Annotated in this window: 19 protein-coding genes and 1 riboswitch; of the genes, 8 read left to right on the top strand and 11 right to left on the bottom strand. The window is 59.3% G+C overall.

Annotated features, from left to right (window positions below; all coding sequences use genetic code 11):
- Positions 1–1,211 (bottom strand): ammonium transporter (gene amt, locus G5253_RS11275; protein WP_421203340.1); only part of this gene is annotated, 1,211 nt, incomplete at its 3' end.
- A 505-nt stretch (positions 1,212–1,716) separates the two neighbouring features.
- Between amt and G5253_RS11270 the strand changes: the two genes are divergently transcribed.
- Entirely contained in the window at positions 1,717–2,640 is a 924-nt protein-coding gene (locus G5253_RS11270; protein ID WP_159158086.1) for a GGDEF domain-containing protein, read from the top strand.
- A 90-nt stretch (positions 2,641–2,730) separates the two neighbouring features.
- On the opposite strand, the gene G5253_RS11265 is transcribed toward G5253_RS11270, so the two are convergent.
- Complete coding sequence (locus tag G5253_RS11265; RefSeq protein WP_159159217.1) at positions 2,731–3,354, bottom strand: outer membrane beta-barrel protein; 624 nt, start codon at positions 3,352–3,354, stop codon at positions 2,731–2,733.
- 248 nt (positions 3,355–3,602) lie between these two features.
- Between G5253_RS11265 and G5253_RS11260 the strand changes: the two genes are divergently transcribed.
- On the top strand, positions 3,603–4,241 hold the full coding sequence (locus tag G5253_RS11260) for an exopolysaccharide biosynthesis protein (RefSeq protein WP_201298789.1): 639 nt from the start codon (positions 3,603–3,605) through the stop codon (positions 4,239–4,241).
- A 66-nt stretch (positions 4,242–4,307) separates the two neighbouring features.
- Here G5253_RS11260 and G5253_RS11255 read toward each other — a convergent pair whose 3' ends face one another.
- Entirely contained in the window at positions 4,308–5,582 is a 1,275-nt protein-coding gene (locus G5253_RS11255; RefSeq protein WP_421203337.1) for an amino acid permease, read from the bottom strand.
- 64 nt (positions 5,583–5,646) lie between these two features.
- Here G5253_RS11255 and G5253_RS11250 point away from each other — a divergent pair, with 64 nt between their 5' ends.
- Entirely contained in the window at positions 5,647–5,901 is a 255-nt protein-coding gene (locus G5253_RS11250) for a hypothetical protein (protein WP_421203335.1), read from the top strand.
- Positions 5,902–6,053: 152 nt separating this feature from the next.
- Here G5253_RS11250 and G5253_RS11245 read toward each other — a convergent pair whose 3' ends face one another.
- Positions 6,054–6,944 carry a sensor domain-containing diguanylate cyclase gene (locus tag G5253_RS11245; RefSeq protein WP_159158084.1) on the bottom strand — a complete coding sequence of 297 codons (891 nt, stop codon included), beginning with the start codon at positions 6,942–6,944 and terminating at the stop codon, positions 6,054–6,056.
- Between the two features lie 350 nt (positions 6,945–7,294).
- On the opposite strand from G5253_RS11245, the gene G5253_RS11240 reads away from it, so the two are divergent.
- Together G5253_RS11240 and G5253_RS11235 are read left to right on the top strand one after the other, a co-directional pair.
- On the top strand, positions 7,295–7,612 hold the full coding sequence (locus G5253_RS11240; RefSeq protein WP_058056329.1) for a DUF6968 family protein: 318 nt from the start codon (positions 7,295–7,297) through the stop codon (positions 7,610–7,612).
- 23 nt (positions 7,613–7,635) lie between these two features.
- Positions 7,636–8,271 (top strand): Vat family streptogramin A O-acetyltransferase, encoded by a 636-nt coding sequence (locus G5253_RS11235; protein ID WP_159158083.1) that lies wholly within the window; start codon positions 7,636–7,638, stop codon positions 8,269–8,271.
- A gap of 89 nt (positions 8,272–8,360) precedes the next feature.
- Here the strand turns inward: G5253_RS11235 and G5253_RS11230 are convergent, their stop codons facing one another.
- A complete protein-coding gene (locus G5253_RS11230; RefSeq protein WP_159158082.1) occupies positions 8,361–8,942 on the bottom strand; it encodes a penicillin-binding protein activator LpoB in 582 nt (193 codons plus the stop codon).
- A 289-nt stretch (positions 8,943–9,231) separates the two neighbouring features.
- On the opposite strand from G5253_RS11230, the gene G5253_RS11225 reads away from it, so the two are divergent.
- The 3 genes from G5253_RS11225 to G5253_RS11215 all read left to right on the top strand — a co-directional run bounded on the left by G5253_RS11225 (position 9,232) and on the right by G5253_RS11215 (position 12,139).
- The gene (locus G5253_RS11225) at positions 9,232–9,648 is read left to right on the top strand and encodes a GNAT family N-acetyltransferase (RefSeq protein ID WP_127007363.1); all 417 of its coding nucleotides are present in this window, start codon (positions 9,232–9,234) and stop codon (positions 9,646–9,648) included.
- The gene (locus G5253_RS11220; RefSeq protein WP_159158081.1) at positions 9,648–10,241 is read left to right on the top strand and encodes a GNAT family N-acetyltransferase; all 594 of its coding nucleotides are present in this window, start codon (positions 9,648–9,650) and stop codon (positions 10,239–10,241) included. The genes G5253_RS11225 and G5253_RS11220 overlap by 1 nt, the downstream gene beginning before the upstream one ends.
- A gap of 158 nt (positions 10,242–10,399) precedes the next feature.
- Positions 10,400–12,139, top strand: coding sequence for an AIPR family protein (locus G5253_RS11215; RefSeq protein ID WP_159158080.1), 1,740 nt, complete (start codon positions 10,400–10,402; stop codon positions 12,137–12,139).
- 586 nt (positions 12,140–12,725) lie between these two features.
- Here G5253_RS11215 and thiH read toward each other — a convergent pair.
- The 6 genes from thiH to thiC are packed head-to-tail and all read right to left on the bottom strand — an operon-like array spanning position 12,726 to position 19,333.
- Positions 12,726–13,964, bottom strand: a complete 1,239-nt coding sequence (thiH, locus tag G5253_RS11210) for a 2-iminoacetate synthase ThiH (protein WP_421203343.1) — start codon at positions 13,962–13,964, stop codon at positions 12,726–12,728.
- 35 nt (positions 13,965–13,999) lie between these two features.
- Positions 14,000–14,767, bottom strand: coding sequence for a thiazole synthase (locus G5253_RS11205; RefSeq protein ID WP_346215003.1), 768 nt, complete (start codon positions 14,765–14,767; stop codon positions 14,000–14,002).
- Between the two features lies 1 nt (position 14,768).
- Positions 14,769–14,975, bottom strand: a complete 207-nt coding sequence (thiS, locus tag G5253_RS11200) for a sulfur carrier protein ThiS (protein ID WP_368209623.1) — start codon at positions 14,973–14,975, stop codon at positions 14,769–14,771.
- Positions 14,972–15,748: a HesA/MoeB/ThiF family protein gene (locus tag G5253_RS11195; RefSeq protein WP_421203330.1), complete on the bottom strand. Its 777-nt coding sequence runs from the start codon at positions 15,746–15,748 to the stop codon at positions 14,972–14,974. The genes thiS and G5253_RS11195 overlap by 4 nt, the downstream gene beginning before the upstream one ends.
- On the bottom strand, positions 15,738–17,345 hold the full coding sequence (gene thiE, locus G5253_RS11190; protein ID WP_421203328.1) for a thiamine phosphate synthase: 1,608 nt from the start codon (positions 17,343–17,345) through the stop codon (positions 15,738–15,740). The genes G5253_RS11195 and thiE overlap by 11 nt, the downstream gene beginning before the upstream one ends.
- Entirely contained in the window at positions 17,342–19,333 is a 1,992-nt protein-coding gene (gene thiC / locus G5253_RS11185) for a phosphomethylpyrimidine synthase ThiC (protein ID WP_421203326.1), read from the bottom strand. Before thiC ends, thiE begins: the two co-directional genes overlap by 4 nt.
- A gap of 278 nt (positions 19,334–19,611) precedes the next feature.
- A riboswitch (TPP riboswitch) is annotated at positions 19,612–19,724 on the bottom strand.
- Positions 19,725–19,739: the final 15 nt, after the last annotated feature.

Here is a 19,739-nt window from a genome sequence, read left to right as displayed (position 1 = left end):
CACACCCCGGTACCGCCCAGATCCGGGCTGGCAAAGACGCCGGTCAGCAGGGCGCCGAGAATGCCGCACACCCCGTGTACGCCAAACACGTCCAGACTGTCATCGGCACCCAGCAGGCGCTTGAGACCGTGGACGCCCCACAGACCCGCCACGCCACTGATAAGGCCCATCACCAGACCACCGCCCACACCGACGAAACCCGCTGCCGGGGTGATCACCACCAGACCGGACACCGCACCAGAGGCGGCCCCCAGCAGGGAGGGACGTCCCTTCATCACCCACTCGGCCAGCGTCCATGACAGAGCGGCCGCAGCCGGCGCCACCCAGGTGTTGATAAAGGCGAGCGCGGCGATACCATTGGCTTCCAGCGCGGAGCCCGCGTTGAAACCGAACCAGCCGAACCAGAGCAGGGAGGCACCGATCATGGTCATGGTCAGGCTGTGGGGGGTCATGGGATCACGACCGTAGCCCAGACGCTTGCCCACCAGATAGGCACCCACCAGACCCGCCACGGCGGCGTTGATGTGCACCACTGTGCCGCCTGCAAAATCCAGCGCACCATGCTGGAACAGATAACCGGCCGTTGCAGTCGCTGTGGCGGCAGCCTCGGCGCTGGTATAGGCATCCGGACCCGCCCAGTACCACACCATATGAGCCAGCGGGATATAGGCGAAGGTGAACCAGATCACCGAGAAGAGCAGCACGGCAGCAAACTTGATGCGCTCGGCGAACGCCCCCACGATAAGGCCGCAGGTGATGGCGGCAAAGGCCCCCTGGAACACCACATAGATCAGCTCGCTGATCCCGACACCCTTGCTGAAGGTGGCGGCGATGGAGTCAGGGGTCACCCCCTTGAGCAGCACCTTGCTGAAGGAGCCGTAGAAATTGCCCCCCTCGGTAAAGGCCAGCGAATAACCGTAGATCACCCAGAGCACGCAGATGAGGCAGAACAGGGTAAAGACCTGCATCAGCACGCTCAGCATGTTTTTGGCCCGTACCAGACCACCGTAGAAGAGGGCCAGACCGGGGATCGACATCAGGATCACCAGCGCCGCCGAGAGCAGCATCCAGGTGTTGTCACCCTTGTTGATTGTCATGGCGGCAACCGGAGCCACCGCCGCCTGTACCTGAGCGACCTCTTCGGCCCAACTTGGGGTAACCAGCAAGGCAGGCAACATCGTCAGACCCGCCATCATCCATTTTTTGACCATAGAGCACTCTCCTTCCCTGTCGTACCGGTACAAGACCGGCTCCGTTTCCCTGATTGAATCTGTGGCGAACCGCAAGGTGTTGCTGCAACCCGCCAGAATCACACCCGCGCCCGGCACGGGGATGTCTCTTGCCACTTCCTCATCACTGCGTCTGCCGCCGATGACCACAAGAGACCGTCTGACATGTAAAAAGCATAAAGCGGGCCACAAATTTAAATCCTTTTAAATCATCGCATTAGCAAGATCACGCATCATCAATGCACCAATTTGGCGCATGAGCTGCGCTAACCTGCCCAGGGTCGCCCTGTCGCAGGGCAGGCGATACTTCACGCACCAGAAGTGCGCAAACCCTGAGCCAGCCCACAAGCTGACGTCATCGATATCGCGCGCTACGGGTCCGCTCGTTTACACTGACAGACCAGCCGTTTCCTGTTATTCGACCACGGCATGCCATTACACAGCCCCTTGTTTGCAACCTGATGGCAGGCCCAATCCGAGGAACACCATGCAGTTCGATCGTCTCGACATCAGCCTCTCCCACTACCGTCATCTCGACCGGGAGCATCGCGCCCACATCGCGCTGCTGGGGATAGTGATGCTGGCCATCATGGCCCTTCATCTGTTGCTGCTGCCCCACTTCCCCTACGAACGCTTTTACGCCGTCAGCTTTGGCTTCGAGGTGATCAACTGGCTCACCATGCTGTTCCTGTTCTGGGTGGTGCAGTGCGCCCACCTGCCCACCCATACCTACCGCATGCTCTCCTGCGGTCTGATGTTGTGGATCATGGGGGCCACCGCCGACATCATGGATGAACTGGTGGCGCAGCCACTCTGGCTCGCCATCTATGCCGAGGATCTGCTGCGCTCCAGCGGCATCCTGCTCAGCAGCATCGGCATCCTGAGCACCATGCACCACCTCTTTCACATCAATACCCAGCTCAGACAACAGGCACTGTTCGATGATCTGACCCGGCTGCCAAACCGGCGCTATTTTCATCAGCAACTGTTTCTGGAACAGGGGATTTGCCACGCTCTCATCCTGCTGGATCTGGATCACTTCAAGCTGATCAATGACAACTACGGCCACGATATCGGGGATCGGGTGTTGCAGCAGTTTGGCGAGCTGTTGCAACAGCACTGCCCGCCCGGTGCGCTGGCGGCCCGTGTCGGGGGTGAAGAGTTTGCCCTGCTGCTGCCCATCGCCCACGAAGCCGAGCTGCAGCAACTGGCCAACGCCCTGCTCACTGCGACCCGCACCATAGCCCCCGACCCGGCCCATACCATGACGGTCAGCCTGGGAGTGGGGATCCGCGAGCCCAAGGAGCCGGCAGTCTCGCTGTTCAAACGGGTGGATCAGGCGCTTTATGGCGCCAAGGAGGCGGGCAGAAACTGCGCGGTATGGGCGACGCCGACTAACAAGGAGGTATGAAGATCTGCAGGTTGATTGCCGATCACGGCGAAACATTGCTGCTGAAACAGGGGCCCAAGGGCCCCTGTTTCATAGGGCAAATCCCCTCGCCTAAAAGCGGAAGGTAAGACCGATATTGGCCTGCCATTGGGTTACCAGCTCCCCGCGCACCTTGAACACGCACTGCTCCGGGTTGCAGAGAAACTGGTTGTTGTCGTTGACCAGCGAACCATAACCGCGCACCTCGGCCCGCAGGGCCAGATGCTCGGCGAGGCGCGGTTGCACCCCGAGCGCCAGCGACATGGAAGGGGTCACCTCGCTGTCGTAAGCGGCAAAGCGGGTCACCCCGATTCCGGCGCCGATGTAGGGCGCCATCAGGTTGTCAGAGAGGGTCAGAGCACCGGCAAAGTGCAGGATGTCCACCGTCAGGCGATCCGGCTGGTCGGGAGAGAGGGTGGTGGACTGATGGCTGTAGAGCAGCTCGATCATGCCCGGATCATCCACCTCCTTGCTGATAAAGAGACCCCAACTGCCGGAGCCCTGCCCCTGCAGTGAATCGAGCGAGGCCGAGCGCGAGACCGGCTGCACCACCTCGTCACTCTTCTCGAAGTCGATGGCTGAGCTGTAGCCGAAAAACGGCGTCACCTGCCAACCGGATGTGGTTGCTGCCTCACTACTCCAGACCTGCCCGAGTGGCAGCAACAACCCCATCATCGCTATCCCGGCTCTCTTCATCATCCCCTGCTCCCTGTGTGATTGTGCAGAAAGCATACCAGAGGCATCCTGCGCTCATCCTAAATGGCAGCTGTACCGGTTCACTTTCATGGGGGGGATCACACTCATCAATGGCGCGGCAAAGCAGTACCATTGTGGCCTTGCCGTACTCCCCGCCACCATTCATCGACGGTTAACCTCTGCCACGTATGCTGGCGCCAAATCGGGTCATCGGAGCCCGTTATCACCACTCAGAAGGACATCAGGGAATGGTTGCCGCGCAACTCAACGACCCCAAAACAACCCTCGCGGATACCCTGCGGGCCACCGCGCATGCCATCGACGAGAGCCATATCAGCCTGCGCCAGATGCTGGAGCTGGTGGGCGAGCAGGGCATGCTGCTGTTTTGCGTGCTGCTCACCGTCCCCTTCCTGCTACCGGTCTCCATTCCCGGGGTCAGCACCCCGTTTGGTCTGCTGATCCTCTTTATCGGCATCGGCATCACCCTCAACCGGGTGCCCTGGCTGCCCGCCATCCTGATGGAACGCCGCTTCGCCGCCGACCAGCTCAAGCCGACCCTGCACAAGGGTGCGGATCTGCTGGCCCGTGTCGATCGCGTTATCCGCCCGCGCCTGCTGGTGCTGACCGGCAGCAGCACGGTCAACCGCTGCAACGGTCTGCTGATCATGCTGGCCGCCCTGCTGCTGATGCTACCCCTGGGCGCCATCCCCTTCACCAATGCCATGCCCGCCTGGGCCATCCTGCTGCTCTGCACCGGCATGTTGCAGCGGGACGGTCTGTTCGTTGCCAGCGGCTATCTGCTGGTAAGTGCAACCCTGGTCTGGTTCAGCGTGCTGGCCATCGGCTTGCTGATGGCGGGCCAGAGCGCCACCGGCCTGCTCGGCTAACCCCGATGCACAGAAAAAGGGCGACCAGATGGTCGCCCTTTTGGATTTGTGCGGGATACCGCCCGGTCAAAGCAGATCGTAGATAAGGGCCGAGATGGCAAGCAGCCCCATCACCAACACAAAAAGGGTACTCGGCCCGCGATAACGCTTGAGTGCGGGCAAGCGATAGATGGAGCAGGCCGGCAGCAGAAACAGGATCACCGCGATCAGCGGGCCACTGACGCGCTCGATGATGTCGAGCACATTGGGGTTCAGATAGGTGATGAGGGCGGTCACCATAAACAGGATCACCGACGACACCCGGGCGATGGTCGACTCCTTGAGAGAGAGCCCCAGCCCCTGACAGGCACCGCTCACCATGCTCACCGTCCCCTCGCTAACCCCCATGGAGGTGCCGAGGAAGGATTTGGACATGGCCAGAATGGCGATAAGCGGCCCCACATAGGCGATCAGCGGATTGGAAAACTTGTTCGCCAGCGCCGACAGCACGGAGATATTGTCGGTGCGGGCCAGCGCCATCTCGGCCTGACTCAGGCTCATCACGCAGCTCACCACGAAGAAGAGCACGCTGCCGCAAATCAGAATGCTGCTGCACTTGATGATCCGCTTGGCACGCAGGTCGGCACTCTCCTGACAGCGCTTTTTCTGCGCCGCGCTGAAGGAGGAGATAATGGGCGCATGACTGAAGGAGAAGACCATCACCGGCACGATTAGCCAGAGGGATTTCCAGAACGCCGGATCCCGCCAATCCACCGCCTGACTCTCTGTGAAATAGGAGAGGCTCCACTGGGGCAGCAGATAGATAGAGAGACCAATCAGAAAGGCGACCATGGGCAGCGCCAGCACGCTGATGGCCGACACCACGATCTGTTTGCCGGCCAGCAGCACCAGATGCAGGCCCAGCATCACCCCCAGCACCAGCAAGCCGCGCGGCAGCTCGGCATCCCCCAGCTGGTGAACCACGAAGCTCTGGATCGCGTTGGTGATGGAGATGCTGTAGACCAGAATGATGGGGTAGAAGGCCATCAGATAGACCAGCATCAGCAGCTTGCCCGCCCTGGCACCGAAGTGCTCCTCCACCACATGGGTGATATCCCCTTCCTTATGGGAGCTGGAGAGCACAAAGCGGCTCAATGCCCGGTGGGAATAATAAGAGAGCGGGAAAGCCAGCAATAATATAAACAGCAAAATAACCGGGGAATTACTGCCAACAGTAATAGGGAGAAATAACGTACCGGCACCAACAGCAGTGGCATATAAGCCCATGGTCCATACCGAATCGCTTTTCTCCCATTTCAATTTTGAAACAGGGTGACTCTTTTCAGCAATAGAAACACTCATTGCAATATATACCTTATTAGTCTGTCATCATTATTTTTATTGGCCCGAATAACAGGCTGGCGATATGTCATGGCAGATCGCCCTGCACATGAAAAAACAACGCCGCCAGTGGCCAACAGGGCCACCGGAGAGAAACGGAGCTGCCACGCCACCATCGTTGAAATCGCCAACCTGGTCAAGGTTAATAATTCATGACCGTTTGAATCGGATTGTTTCAAAAGACAATGAAATGTGTCACATTCGTCATCCAGAACCAGATCCAAACCCTTTTGATAACATACCGATAAAACCTCATGCTGTTGCCCAAAAACACAAATAAGACCAGCGATCAGGCCGATAATATTAACACCTTAACCTGTGGAATATCAGTGAAATAATTCGGCCAACTTTTCGACTAATTGACAGTGATGTCAGCCAATTTATTTATGGCAAAAGGAAAGGTGATGTCTGCCAATAACAGGACCAATCAGCTCAGCGTGCCGGGCAGTGTGCCACCCGGTTGCGCCCTGCCCGCTTGGCCTGATAGAGCCACTCGTCGGCCCGGGCCAGCGCCTGATTGATCTCCTCCTCCGGCTGCACCAGGGTTGTGCCCAGACTGACCGTGATGGCGACCGGATCGGCAGGCAATGCTTCGACAGCGGCACGGATCTGCTCCGCCATCTGCAGCAAACCGGCCTCATCGATCCGTGGCAACAGGATAAGAAACTCCTCGCCGCCGCTGCGCACAAAGAGATCGTCCGCCCGCAACAGGGCATCGATGCAGCCACTGAATCGCTGCAAGGCCCGATCTCCCTGCTGATGGCCGTAGTGATCGTTGATCTGCTTGAAGTGATCGATGTCGAGCATGATAAGGCCACAGGGCGCCTCCCCTGTCCGCAGCGGCTGGCAGTGCTCGAAGAAGAAGCGGCGGTTGTAGAGACCGGTCAGCTGATCGGTCTCGCTCTGGCGCTGCAGTCGCTGCTGCAACTCGTACTGGCGGGTAATATTGCGAGTCACCCAGGCCACCGCCCGCTTGCCGTCATAGAGGGAGGGCAGCGGGGCAATCTTGCCCTCGAAACGTTGTACCCCCTGCGGCCCGACGGCGGCATTGATTCCCCCCACCTCGGCTGCTGATAGCTCATACTCCACCACCCGCACCTGACCGCTCGCCAGTGACTCGGCAACCTGTGCCTTGACCCACATGGCCATCTCGGGTGGCAGCACATCGGCCAGTTGCTTGCCCGCCAGCGGATTGCCATCGTGATAGGATTGCTGCTCCATGCCGCCGATATATTCCACGTAATAACCATCTTCACTGAGGATGAAGATGGGATCTGGCAGTTGGGCCATCACTTCATAAAGCTGGGTTACCGAAAGCGCCACGGAGACTCCTGTACGTTAGGGTCAAACAGGGGGGAGATATTCTGCCTTAAAAGGACTCACTCGCCCTCATCGGCAACGGAGAAAAATCTGCCGTCATAGCCAACAATCCTTTACATCTAGCAGCATGCGGACGTCTCGGCCAGCAAGGATTGCCTGCGCCCACCGCCGCTCTGACTTGCGACCGTTCGCAGTGGCGGATGGCCCCTCCCTCGCTCAATGATATCTCATTGTTTCAACTCACAAGTTCATTTACGCTGGCCGTCACGAGTCCAGTTTTCACCTCATCAGCCATCAGGAACGCCAGCCCCCCCGCAACCGCAGGGGCTGTACCACGGAAAAGGAATCGCCAGATGAAAAACGCCATCGTTACCGCCCGCTTCGACGCTATCAGTACCGAAGGGGAACAGCTCACCCTCAAGATCGCCATCAAGGCCCCCGAGCCGGATCCCAAGTCCGCCAGCGGTGACTGGCGCTGCAAGGTGAAGCTGGCGGGGCTGAGCGACAAAACCTTTATCTACGGCATCGACAGCCTGCAGGCCCTGAGCCTCGCCATCAAGTTTGTCGAGACCGAACTGCGCGCCTTCTCCGATGCGGGCTGGCAATTCTATCTGCCAGGCTGCCCCGATCACCCCATCGACATGAGCGCCTGCTACTTCCCGGCGCTCTAGCCCGGCCAACCCTAGGAGCCCGGATGCACGGACCCGACCCCGCCAATCCCCACCCCATGAATGGCTTCCCCCAGGTGTGTTTTATCAAGAACACCATCAAGGGGCCCAATATCGAGGTGGGTGACTACACCTATTACGACGTTCCGGAGGATTCTGCGGGCTTCGAGCGCAACGTCCTCTACCACTTCCCCTTCATCGGCGACAAGCTCATCATCGGCAAGTTCTGCGCTATCGCCCGCGGGGTGAAGTTCATCATGAACGGCGCCAACCACCAGAGCTCGGGCCCCTCCACCTACCCCTTCTTTATCTTCGGCAACGGCTGGGAGAGCGTCGTCCCTGCCCCGGGCAGCCTCCCCTACAAGGGGGATACCGTCATCGGCAACGATGTCTGGATTGGCTATGAGGCCCTGATCATGCCGGGGGTCAAAATCGGCAACGGCGCCATCATCGCCGCCCGCTCCGTAGTCACCACTGATGTGCCCGACTACGCCGTGGTCGGCGGCAACCCGGCGAAAGTGATCCGCTACCGTTTCGACGACGACACCATAGCCCGTCTCAACGCCATCGCCTGGTGGGACTGGCCGGTGGAGCAGATCAGCCGTAACCTGCCGCTTATCAGCGGCGGCGAGATAGCCGCGCTGGAAGCGGCAATCCGCTAGAGACAAGCCCCATCAGGCATAGGGCCAGAAATGAGAAGAGGGTTGAGCGCACAGGCACTCAACCCTCTTTTTGATTGGTCGCAGACCGCTCAGTGGCTGGCGGAGCGACTACCGCTCCAGATCAGCTCGCCGCTGCGCAGCTCCATCAGGGTCATCGACAACCGATAACGGCTCCCCTGTGCCACCAGATCCCCGTAGAGCATGTAGCCGGCGCCGGTCTGGCGGCCAAGCCGCACCAGGGAGGCCGGGTTCATCCTGCCCTGCTGATACTCAAGCTGGCCGGTGATGGCTGCCACCTGCCCCGGGTCGACAAAGTGAACACCGCTCTTGCTCTGGATGCGCTTGCTCATGGCCGCCGCCATGGCGCGGGTGTCCACCGGCTCGCCGGTACCGTTCTGGGGCGGGGTGAGCAGCAGCACCGGCTGACCGGTTTGCGCCAGTTCCCGCACCTCGGGGGCCTGCACAAAGAGATCGGCCATGGCCTGCGCCAGAGCGGTCGGCGCCACCGGCTTGGGCTGAACGTCCCCGCTATCCGGTTTGGTCACCGGCTTGTCCGGCTGGCTCACTGGCTGATCGGGTTCACTGACAGGAGCCTGAGTGCCACCGTAGGGATTGACCGCACAACCGCCCAGCAGCAGGGCCCCCACCATCAACAAGGAACGCAGCTTCATCTTTTCTCTCCGCCAAAAGTCCGTAAACGGGCATCAACACATGCCCGCATGGCGGAGCCACTGCCCCGCATCCTCCTTATGCTAGGGACAAACCCCGGCGGGGTCGATACGCCCACCACCACAGGGCGACAGAGACTGGCGAAGCGGACGGCACAAAAGGGTGGCAAGGCTCCACCCGATTCCGTTAGGGTAGTGCTGGTAAAACATCATCAACAGTAACGCAGCGGTAAGCCCGGCGCACAACACGCCGGAACCCGACAGAGATCATCACACTCAAGCAGGAAGCACTATGCAACTCACCCCACCCCAACCGCCTCAGGACGATGAGATCGAAGCGCTGCGCATTGGCCTCTCGGGCTTCAACACGGGTCACGCCGGTACCCATCTGCGCGAGCGGATCGCCAGCTTTATCAAGGATAAAGAGGGCAAGGTACACGGCGGCATCATCGCCGACATCAAGTGGGGCTGGCTGCACGTCGACTGGCTCTGGATCGACGAAAGCATCCGCCGCGACGGCTGGGGCGGCCGCCTGCTCGGCGCCATGGAGCAGTACGCCCAAAGCAAGGGCATCAGCAACTACCATCTGGAAACCACCAGTTTTCAGGCTCTTCCCTTCTACCAGAAGCAGGGTTACGAGGTCTTTGGGCAGTTGCCCGATATGCCGCCGGGGCATATCAGTTACTTTCTGAAAAAGCAGGACAAGTGATGACACTCCCGCGCCTTGCCAACGCCAGACTCGTGATCCGCCTGTTCGAACCGGCCGATGCCGACGAGTTTGTCCGCGCAGCCCACGAATCCATCGAGACGGTCGGCAAATGGATGAGCTGGTGCTCCCGTTCATTTACTCGGGAGAGCGCACTGGCGTGGTTTGCCAGCTGCGATCAGGATTGTGCGGCGGGACGCGCCTTTGACATGGGCATCTTCTGCGCCACCACCGGCCAGCTTTTGGGTGGCGCAGGTATCAACCAGCTGTCGCCCCATCACCGCTACGGCAATATCGGCTATTGGGTACGCCAATCCCGGCAAGGCTGCGGCATCGCCCGACAGGCGGTCGCCCTGCTCCGTGACTTTGGCTTTCGGCAGCTGGGTCTATTTCGGCTGGAGATCGTGATGGGGGTTGGCAACAGCGCCAGCGAAGCGGTTGCCATCGCCGCCGGGGCTACCTTTGAGTGTCGGGCTAGGAACCGCATATTCCTCCACGGACAACCCCTTGATGCGCTTATTTATGTAATTTTACCCGCAAGGGAGCATCTCTCTAATTTATTTGGAAGCAATAATAAATTAAATCATTCAAAATGATAATCAGCATGTAACAGTTAGTATTCGTACTAGGTAATATAGTTACCATCTAAATGCACTTTTAGACCACAACTAAAATAATGCTCTTTTTGTAAAAAATCATGTATCATGCGTCTCATTTGGCCCTCCATGAATTAACCAAAAACGAGGATGATAGAATGCCTGTATCACCGAAAGAAGTCACAATACACCAGTTAAAAAGAAAGCTTTTAAGAAAATATGGTGAACATCTCGATATGAGTGATGTTGGTGGTACAGATAAAGAAACCACGAAAGTATCACGTGCACTCGCTGCTTTTGCAATTAATTATTTCAACTCTGAGATTGATGAAGCAACTTGTGCATTTAATGTTTGTGATGGTTCCGATGATCATTGCATTGATGCCATTTACGTGAACCACGATAAAAAACTAGTCACAATAACTCAATCTAAATTTGATCAATCAGGAACTGGTTCCATTTCTAGAAAAGAGTTCAATGATTACATGATGTCTTGCAAAGACATCATATTAGAGAACTATAACCTTTTTAATAAGAAATTTCAGAGGTCATTGTCAGATTTAGAAACAGCATATGACAACTCATATGACTTTGTTTTTTCATACATTTACAGCGGGACAACAGAAATAACTGATGAAGTAAAGCACATAATCGCCAGTTATAATGCAGAGTTTAATGCAGATCTAATGTATGGCCGAACAGAAGCGCCATACAAAATAGAAATAATCCCTCTTGAATATATTATGACAGCCCTATCCAAGGCAACGCTAAGAGCTATTGACATAAACGATGTAGAACTACTTCAGTATGGTGCTACAGAACATCCGTTATCTGCGGTTCATGGTATAATTACCGGAGACCAGATTGCACAGTGGTGGAATAGCTATGGCGACATGTTATTTGAGAAAAACATCCGTGGCGGACTTGGTGAGAATACAGATGTCAACATTGGAATAAAGAACACGCTATTACAGAGTCCAGAAATGTTCTGGTATTACAATAATGGCATAACTGTTCTTGTAGATGACTATGATAGTAGTTTAAGAAATGCTGCGACCAGAAGAGAGTCTGGTCGATTTAATTTTAAAAATGCTAGTATTATTAACGGTGCTCAGACAGTTACAACCATAGGAAAAACATTTTCTTCAAACGAAATTAATATAGAGAAGTTAGAAACGGTTAGAGTTGGAATTCGTTTTATCAAAGTGTCCAAACATAGTGATGAAGCAGGCAACGCAGAACTATCAGACTATGGTGATGTGGCTTTAAATGTAACGATAGCCAACAATAGCCAAAACAAAGTCACCGGTCGAGATTTTGCATCAAAAGATCCAATTCAAATAAAAATAAGAGATTCTGTCGCACTAGAAGAAAACTATATTTATGAAATAAAAAGAAATGATGACAATACAGCTGAAAGTCCATATACGATAACAATGGATGAAGCCTTATCCGCATTAGTTTGCTCATCAACACTTCCTAGAAACATTGCAACACTCAAATCTAACAGGGGTAGATTTTTCGAGTCAACGACAAATAGCTTTTACAAAAGTGTATTTAACCCATCTGTAACTAGCATTAATTTAATCAACTCTGTGAACTTCCTTAGAGCATGTATTTCATGTTTAAAGGAGATGGAATTAAAGTGTACAAACTCAAAATCAAGGCGAATTTTGATACATGGTCGCTATGTTTTTATCGCTAGAGCTTTCAATGATGTGAAGATAATAAAAAATGCATCTAGAGTCCTTTCGTCTAGTGAAATACCTAGTCCAAACAATTCAATAAGTGCTTCTTTTGATAAAATTCAAGACTATATCACAACAAACTATCCCAATGGGCAGATGCCGCGTTTCTTTGAAAACCTAAGCAAGGTTAATAGTGCCTTAGAACTATAAGAAATGAACATGATGTAACTCTTGTAGGATGCAATTAACAAGTTTTTTGCATCCTACAATACTCAGAATTTCGGTAAAACCGTAGGGTGCAATACGCTCCGCTTATTGCACCCTACGACCACACCCTGAGGTTATGGTGGGCACGGTTTTGGTTTCCCCCCCTCTTATTCGCTGAGGCGAGCACGCTTGTCCAGGCCGCGAGACAGGATGTCGAGCGAGCGGCGCCGGGCCATGGATGGCCCGTCGGCGCGTGCCGTCGGACACGCGGGTGAGCCGAAGGAACCCGACGAAGTCGGGCGAATAAGTGGGGGAGAAGACCTTTGGTGCATTTTTTGAAAAGAGCGGGTCTTTCCAAAGTCACTCGCCCCGGCCCGAAGGGCGGGCGAAACCCCTTCGAGGCCGGCGGCCTCGCGTCCTGCACGGCGAAGCCGAGCCGTCTACCATCCCCAAAAAATGCAAAGCGGACGATTACGCCTATCGGCTAATCGACCCTACGATTGCACGACGCGGCCGTGCCTGTTCACCACTGGCACGGAGTCTGGCTGGACGCCGGGATGCCACCGGCAAAGGGGGGGCGTGGCCGCCCCTATCGACCCAAGAAGGGTTCCCAATCCTTGAACACTGGCTGCAACCCGGCCTGCCGCACGGCAGCCGCCACTTCCCCCACCGGGCGATCGTCGTGGATGGCGAACTGCTCCAGCTCCTCGGCATCCCCTTCGGCATAGCCACCCGGCTGGGTGCGCGACTCGGCCGACATCTGGGTGATGCCAAGGCGCACCGCGCCGTTGCGAAAGGTGGCCGACTCGCGGGTCGAGAGGGACAAGTCCAGCGTGGGCGAGAAGAGGCGCCAGGCGCAGATCAGCTGGGCCAGCTGGCGATCCGACATAACCACGGCAGGTTCCAGCCCGCCGGTGCAGGGGCGCAGGCGCGGGAAGGAGAGCGAGTAGCGGCTCTGCCAGTGGTGGCGCTCAAGCCAGCTCAGATGCTCGGCGACAAAGTAGCTGTCGGCACGCCAGTCCGAGGAGAGGCCGATGAGTGTCCCCAGTCCGATTTTGTCGATACCGGCGCGGCCAAGTCGATCCGGCGTGGCGAGGCGCCATGCGATGTCCCGCTTGTTGCCGCGCAGGTGATGGCGCGCGTAGGTGGGTGCGTGGTAGGTCTCCTGATAGACCATAACGGCATCGAGGCCGAGGGTTTTCAGCTCGGCATATTCGGCCTGCGAGAGAGGCTGCACCTCCATCCCCACCGTGCTGAAGTGGCGGCGGATGATGGGCATCACCTCGCGAAAATAGGCGAGCCCCACCTTGTGCTCGTGCTCGCCGGTCACCAGCAGCACGCTGTCGAAACCGCGCGCCTTGATAGCCAGACACTCGCGATCTATCTCCTCTGCATTCAAGGTCTTGCGCTTGAGACGGTTGCTCATGGAGAAGCCGCAGTAGGTGCAGTCGTTGGCGCAGAGGTTCGACAGATAGAGCGGCACATAGAAGCCGATGGTGTTGCCAAAACGCTGACGAGTGAGCCGCTCGGCCTCGGCCGCCATCTGCGGCAAAAACGCCTCGGCGGCAGGGGAGATCAGCGCCATAAAATCGGCCAAGGTGCGGCGGGGGGCGCTCAGGGCGCGTGCCACATCGGCGGCCGTCTTGGCACGGATCTGCATGCCGATATCGTCCCAATCCAGCTCCTGCCAGCGGTCGAGAAAGGAGGGGGCGATCTTTGATCCTATTTCCCCCTGGGCCCTCACCCCCAGCCCCTCTCCCTTATTTTGTGAAGAGCCGAGAGGGGGGCTAAACACATCCGCCTCGGGAGAAACCGAGAAAGAGGACATGGCGATTGGCTCTTGCCCCGAGCCAGCATCATGACTCATAACGCCCCCAGAAAATCGGTGAGCGGGCTGGAGGCTTGGGCCTGCAGGGCTCGGGCGCCAAGGCCTGCCTCATAGGCGCTGCGACCGGCCGTGCAGGCCAGCGCAAAGGCACGGCCCATGGCAATCGGATCGCCGCTCACCGCGATGGCGGTGTTGACCAGCACGGCATCCGCGCCCAGCTCAAAGGCAGCGGCGGCATGGCTCGGCGCACCGATGCCTGCATCCACCACCACGGGCACATTGGCCTGCTCGACGATGATGGCGAGAAACTCCCGGGTCACCAGCCCCTGATTGGAACCGATGGGCGCGCCGAGCGGCATCACGGCGGCGCAGCCCACCTCTTCGAGCCGTTTGCAGAGCACCGGGTCGGCGCCACAGTAGGGCAGCACTACAAAGCCCTCTTTCACCAGCTGCTCGGCGGCTTTCAGCGTCTCGATGGGGTCGGGCAAGAGATAACGAGGATCGGGGTGGATCTCAAGCTTGAGCCAGTTTGTCCCCAGCGCCTCGCGGGCGAGGTGGGCGGCAAATACCGCCTCGGCGGCGGTCTTGGCGCCGGAAGTGTTGGGCAGCAGCTTGACCCCGAGCTGCAACAAGGGGCTCAGGATATCGTCGTGGGCCTTGCCCGGTTCAAGCCGCTTGATAGCCATGGTGACCAGCTGGGAGCCACTCGCCTCGATGGCGGCGGCCATCAGTTCCGGGCGGGCAAACTTGCCGGTGCCGGTAAAGAGGCGCGAAGAGAAGGTGTGATCGGCAATCTTGAGCATGTCAGCCTCCCGCAATGGCGGTGAAGAGGTGAAGTTCATCCCCGTCATTGAGACGGGTCTCGGCCCAGCGGCCTCGGGGCAGCACGGCGCCGTTAAGGGCCACCGCCACCCCCTGTGGATTAACGTCTTGCGCCGCCAGCAGGTCGGCCACACTCTGCCCTGCCGCCAGCGACTGGGCTTTATCGTTGAGTCGAATGGTGAGGATCATGGGGTGATCTCCTTATCGTGTGTCGGGCATCGGCGCTGCCCGCAAACCGGGCAATCGGGATCGGGAGCCAGAGTGAGGGTCTGCCACTGATGGGTCAAAGCATCGAAGCGGCGCAATGTGCCAGCGACCGGGCTCTGCATCCCGAGCAGCAGTTTCAGTGCCTCCAGCGCCTGCAAAGAGCCCATCACCCCGACCAACGGGCCGGTGACGCCGCTGGTCTCGCAACGCTCGGCGATTTGGGTATCCAGCGGATAGAGGCAGGCGTAGCAGGCGTGATCGCTGCTGGTGCGCGCCATCAGCTGCCCCTGCCAACCCACTGCGGCAGCGGAGATCCAGGGCTTGCCCTGAGCCACGCAGGCGGCGTTGATGGCCTGCCGGGTGGCGAGGTTGTCGCAGCAGTCGATCACCAGATCCACCTCGGCCACAAACTCCGGCAGGCTGGCGGCATCGAGCCGCTGGTTGATGGCAATCAGCTCCACCAGTGGGTTGTGGGCCGCCAAGCGCTCGCGGGCCAGCTCCGCCTTGGAGTGGTTGACCGCCTCGCTATCGAACAGGATCTGGCGCGGCAGGTTGCTGGAATCGACTGTGTCGCCATCAGCCAGCCACAAGGTGCCCACCCCGGCCCCGGCCAGATAGAGGGCCAGCGGCGAGCCGAGCCCGCCGAGGCCCACGATCAGCACGGACTTATCCTTGAGCCGTGCCTGCCCCGCCTCCCCCACTTCCGCCAGCATCAGCTGGCGGCCGTATCGCAAATACTCAGCATCAGAGAGCATGTTCCACCTCACTTATGGCAGAAGCCGAGCGCGGTTCATCCCCCGCCCCCACGGCAGCGAGCAGCCGCTCGGTCGCCCCCTGCCAATCGTCGCTGGCGGTGATGGCCGAAACCAGCGCGATACTGCCGACCCCGCTTGCCTTGACCGCCGCCACCCGCTCCTCGCTGATGCCGCCGATGGCGACCGTGGGCCACTGCGCCATCAGGGCGCGGTAGCGATGCAGCCGCACCAGCCCCTGCGGGCGAGACGGCATTGCCTTGGTGTTGGTCGGGAAGATATGACCCAGCGCCATATAGGAGGGGGCCAGCTCGCGGGCCCGCATCAGCTCGAAGTAACCGTGGGTTGAGATGCCAAGGCGCAGCCCGGCCGCCTGAATGGCGGCGAGATCGGCGGTCTCCATGTCCTCCTGCCCCAGATGCACGCCCCAGGCGCCCGCCTCGATGGCCTGCTGCCAGTAGTCGTTGATAAAGAGTCGCGCCCCATGGCGGCGACCAAGCTCAACCGCATCGCGAATGGCCGGTGCCACCTGAGCGGCGGGCAGATTCTTGATCCGCAGCTGGATGGTCTTGACCCCCTGCCCCAGCAGGCGGCGCAGCCACTTGACCGAATCGACCACCGGATAGATGCCGAGGTTATGTTCGGTCGGCGCAAAGGGGCCCTGCGGCAGGCGGGCACTGCTTGTCTCATACAATCCGAAGCGGCGATCGAGGGTTGAACCCGCCAGCACGGCGCGAGGGAAGTGGGCCAGATCGGCAGGCCAGCCGAGATGGGCGATGGGGCCCGGGCCTGCGCCCACCCCCTGCGCCGCAGCCAACCCCTGTTGCAGGTAGGCACGCGCCAGGGTGATGGCGTCCTCCACCGGATAATCCTGCGCCACCACGGCGGCGATGGCGCTGGCGTAACAGCAGCCGGTGCCGTGGCCATGGCGGGTATCGAGGCGCGGCGCCGCCAGCCAGAATTCGCGGGTCTCGTCCTGGTAGTAGTCGAGGCAGAGATCGCCACTCCACTCCAGATGGCCCCCCTTGACCAGCACGGCGCGGGCGCCGAGTTCGCGCAGGCGGCGGGCGGCAAGGCGCACCAGTTCGGGGCTGCTGACCGGCAGTCCGGTCAGGGCTTCCAGCTCGGGGCCGTTGGGGGTAATAAGCGACAGACGTGGCAACAGCTGCTCACGCACCGCCTCCAGCATATTGGGCTCCGCCATCGGGGTGCCGGTGCTGGCGATGGCCACCGGATCGTAGACCACAAAGGGGGCCTCGATGGCCGCCAGTCGGCGGGCCAGCACCTCCACATGGAGCCGGGTCGGCAGCAGGCCGATCTTGATGGTGGCGGGCGGCAGATCGACTCCAAGGGCGTCGATCTGGGCGGTGAAGGTCTGCATCAGCACAGGGTCGACCATCTTCACCGCCACCGAGTTCTGGGCGGTAATGGCGGAGATGACCGAGCAACCGTGCACGCCGAGGTCGTGCAATGTGTGCAAGTCGGCCTGAATGCCGGCGCCGCCGCCGGAGTCGGAACCGGCGATGGTCCAGACAACTGGGCGGGAGTCCGTCACAGGCAGCAGATCGGCGGGGCTGACAGCCCCGCTTGCGCTGCTCACGCCTCCTCCCCTGCGGCCTGTTTCAGCGCCGCCGCCTGATGGTAGATCTCGCCGCCGGTCTCCTTGAAGGTCTCTGCCATCCGGGCCATGCCGTTCTCCACCTGAGCCACTACCTGCTCCTGCTGACCATCCATACCGACCAGCTTGATTTCTACCGCCTCAAGCTTGGCCGCGTAGTCGCGCACGTCCTGAGTGATCTTCATGGAGCAGAACTTGGGCCCGCACATGGAGCAGAAGTGGGCCACCTTGCCGGACTCCTGCGGCAGGGTCTCGTCGTGGTAGGCGCGAGCGGTGTCGGGGTCGAGGGCCAGATTGAACTGATCCTCCCAGCGAAATTCAAAGCGCGCCTTGGACATGGCGTTGTCGCGGATCTGGGCGCCCGGGTGCCCCTTGGCCAGATCGGCGGCGTGAGCGGCGATCTTGTAGGTAATCAGCCCCTGCTTCACATCCTCCTTGTTGGGCAGTCCCAGATGCTCCTTGGGGGTCACGTAGCAGAGCATGGCGCAGCCGTACCAGCCGATGAGCGCGGCGCCGATGCCGGAGGTGAAGTGATCGTAACCCGGCGCGATATCGGTGGTGAGCGGGCCCAGCGTATAGAACGGCGCCTCGTGGCAGTGCTCCAGCTGCTCCGTCATATTGCGCTCGATCATGTGCATGGGCACGTGACCAGGCCCCTCGATCATCACCTGCACGTCGTACTCCCAGGCAATTTTGGTGAGCTCGCCCAGAGTGCGCAGCTCGGCGAACTGGGCCTCGTCGTTGGCGTCATAGACGGAGCCGGGGCGCAGACCGTCGCCCAGCGACAGCGCCACATCATAGGCGGCGCAGATCTCGCAGATTTCGCGGAAGTGTTGATAGAGGAAGTTCTCCTTGTGGTGGGAGAGGCACCACTTGGCCATGATGCTGCCGCCGCGCGAGACGATGCCGGTGAGGCGCTTGGCAGTCATCGGCACAAAGCGCAGCAGGACGCCGGCGTGGATGGTGAAGTAGTCCACCCCCTGCTCGGCCTGCTCCAGCAGGGTGTCGCGGAACAGCTCCCAGGTGAGATCCTCGGCGATGCCGTTGGTCTTCTCCAGCGCCTGATAGATGGGCACGGTACCGATGGGCACCGGGCTGTTGCGCAGGATCCACTCGCGGGTCTCGTGGATGTAGCGGCCGGTGGAGAGATCCATCACGGTGTCGGCGCCCCAACGGGTCGACCAGACCAGCTTTTCGACTTCCTCTTCGATGCTGGAGGTGACCGCCGAGTTGCCGATGTTGGCGTTGATCTTCACCAGGAAATTGCGGCCGATGATCATCGGCTCCGCTTCCGGGTGGTTGATGTTGCTGGGGATGATGGCGCGACCGGCAGCCACCTCATCGCGCACAAATTCGGGGGTGATGTTCTGGGGCAAACGGGCACCGAAATCGCGGCCCGGATGCTGGGTGCGCAGGAGCTCGGAGCGCACCCGCTCACGGCCCATGTTTTCGCGAATGGCGATAAATTCCATCTCGGGAGTGACGATGCCGGCACGGGCATAGTGCAGCTGGGTAACCCGACGACCCGGCTTGGCGCGGCGTGGCTTGGGCAGATGCTCGAAGCGCAGATGGTCGAGCCCCTCGTCGGCCAGCCGCTCCTGAGTGAAGGTGGAGCTGAGCCCCGGCAGTTCGTCGGTGTCATCCCGCTCCAGCACCCAGTTCTCCCGCAGGCGCGGCAGACCGCGGCGCACGTCGATGGCGACCCCCTCCTCCCCGTAACGGCCCGAGGTGTCGTAGACCGGCACCGGCTCGTTGGGCTTGAATTGGGGATTTTCTTTGGTGCCGCCGACGAAGGTGTCGGCCAGTTGGATCTCCCGCAGGGGTACCCGGATATCGGCGCGGGAGCCTTCGATAAAGATGCGGCGGGAGTTGGGGTGAGCCATCCCCTTGAGGCTGTCGATAAAGGCCTGAGCGCTGGAGCGCTGCTCGCGGCGGCTGGATTTGGTGGTATCAGATACAGAAGTAGACATAGCAAAACTCACATTAACTGGTTGAAGTTATGGGTATTTGCTTGTCTGGAGTTCGAGGAGAAGATGAACTTGCGGCGGGGTGTTTATCTCGGGAGGGAGTGCGCGCGGGATGGATCTCCGCGCTGCTGTTCTGCCGCTTCCCGCTCTCTGCATGCTGTGGGCAAGGCGCCCCACGTGCTGGAAAACCGGACGGGACAGACTCCCTCCTGTGCGCTGACCCATCAAGGGTGATCCCTTCGATGAGCGGAAGAGGCTTGTTCCTCCTCCGGCGCGGTAACCCGCAAGTTACCCTTGTTCCCTTCGCAGGTTTTAACCTGATCAGGTTCCACGGATCCCGAATTAACGGTCTCAGCTTCGCGTCGTTCGACGGTCAGCACTCCGACAAGATGGCGCCAGTATAAGGGGG

The sequence above is a fragment of the Aeromonas sp. 602658 genome (assembly GCF_049173005.1).
GTDB classification, from domain to species: Bacteria; Pseudomonadota; Gammaproteobacteria; order Enterobacterales; family Aeromonadaceae; genus Aeromonas; species Aeromonas veronii_A.
This window is presented reverse-complemented; position numbering and strand designations above follow the sequence as displayed.

Bases quoted from the DNA above. Each gene is read 5' to 3' on its own strand.
- thiC (WP_421203326.1), bottom strand. From the start codon at position 19,333: ATGTCTACTTCTGTATCTGATACCACCAAATCCAGCCGCCGCGAGCAG.
- G5253_RS11235 (WP_159158083.1), top strand. From the start codon at position 7,636: ATGCACGGACCCGACCCCGCCAATCCCCACCCCATGAATGGCTTCCCC.
- G5253_RS11230 (WP_159158082.1), bottom strand. From the start codon at position 8,942: ATGAAGCTGCGTTCCTTGTTGATGGTGGGGGCCCTGCTGCTGGGCGGT.
- G5253_RS11270 (WP_159158086.1), top strand. From the start codon at position 1,717: ATGCAGTTCGATCGTCTCGACATCAGCCTCTCCCACTACCGTCATCTC.
- G5253_RS11195 (WP_421203330.1), bottom strand. From the start codon at position 15,748: ATGCTCTCTGATGCTGAGTATTTGCGATACGGCCGCCAGCTGATGCTG.
- G5253_RS11215 (WP_159158080.1), top strand. From the start codon at position 10,400: ATGCCTGTATCACCGAAAGAAGTCACAATACACCAGTTAAAAAGAAAG.
- thiH (WP_421203343.1), bottom strand. From the start codon at position 13,964: ATGTCCTCTTTCTCGGTTTCTCCCGAGGCGGATGTGTTTAGCCCCCCT.
- thiS (WP_368209623.1), bottom strand. From the start codon at position 14,975: ATGATCCTCACCATTCGACTCAACGATAAAGCCCAGTCGCTGGCGGCA.
- G5253_RS11225 (WP_127007363.1), top strand. From the start codon at position 9,232: ATGCAACTCACCCCACCCCAACCGCCTCAGGACGATGAGATCGAAGCG.
- G5253_RS11260 (WP_201298789.1), top strand. From the start codon at position 3,603: ATGGTTGCCGCGCAACTCAACGACCCCAAAACAACCCTCGCGGATACC.
- G5253_RS11240 (WP_058056329.1), top strand. From the start codon at position 7,295: ATGAAAAACGCCATCGTTACCGCCCGCTTCGACGCTATCAGTACCGAA.
- G5253_RS11265 (WP_159159217.1), bottom strand. From the start codon at position 3,354: ATGAAGAGAGCCGGGATAGCGATGATGGGGTTGTTGCTGCCACTCGGG.
- G5253_RS11255 (WP_421203337.1), bottom strand. From the start codon at position 5,582: ATGAGTGTTTCTATTGCTGAAAAGAGTCACCCTGTTTCAAAATTGAAA.
- G5253_RS11250 (WP_421203335.1), top strand. From the start codon at position 5,647: ATGTCATGGCAGATCGCCCTGCACATGAAAAAACAACGCCGCCAGTGG.
- G5253_RS11205 (WP_346215003.1), bottom strand. From the start codon at position 14,767: ATGCTCAAGATTGCCGATCACACCTTCTCTTCGCGCCTCTTTACCGGC.
- G5253_RS11220 (WP_159158081.1), top strand. From the start codon at position 9,648: ATGACACTCCCGCGCCTTGCCAACGCCAGACTCGTGATCCGCCTGTTC.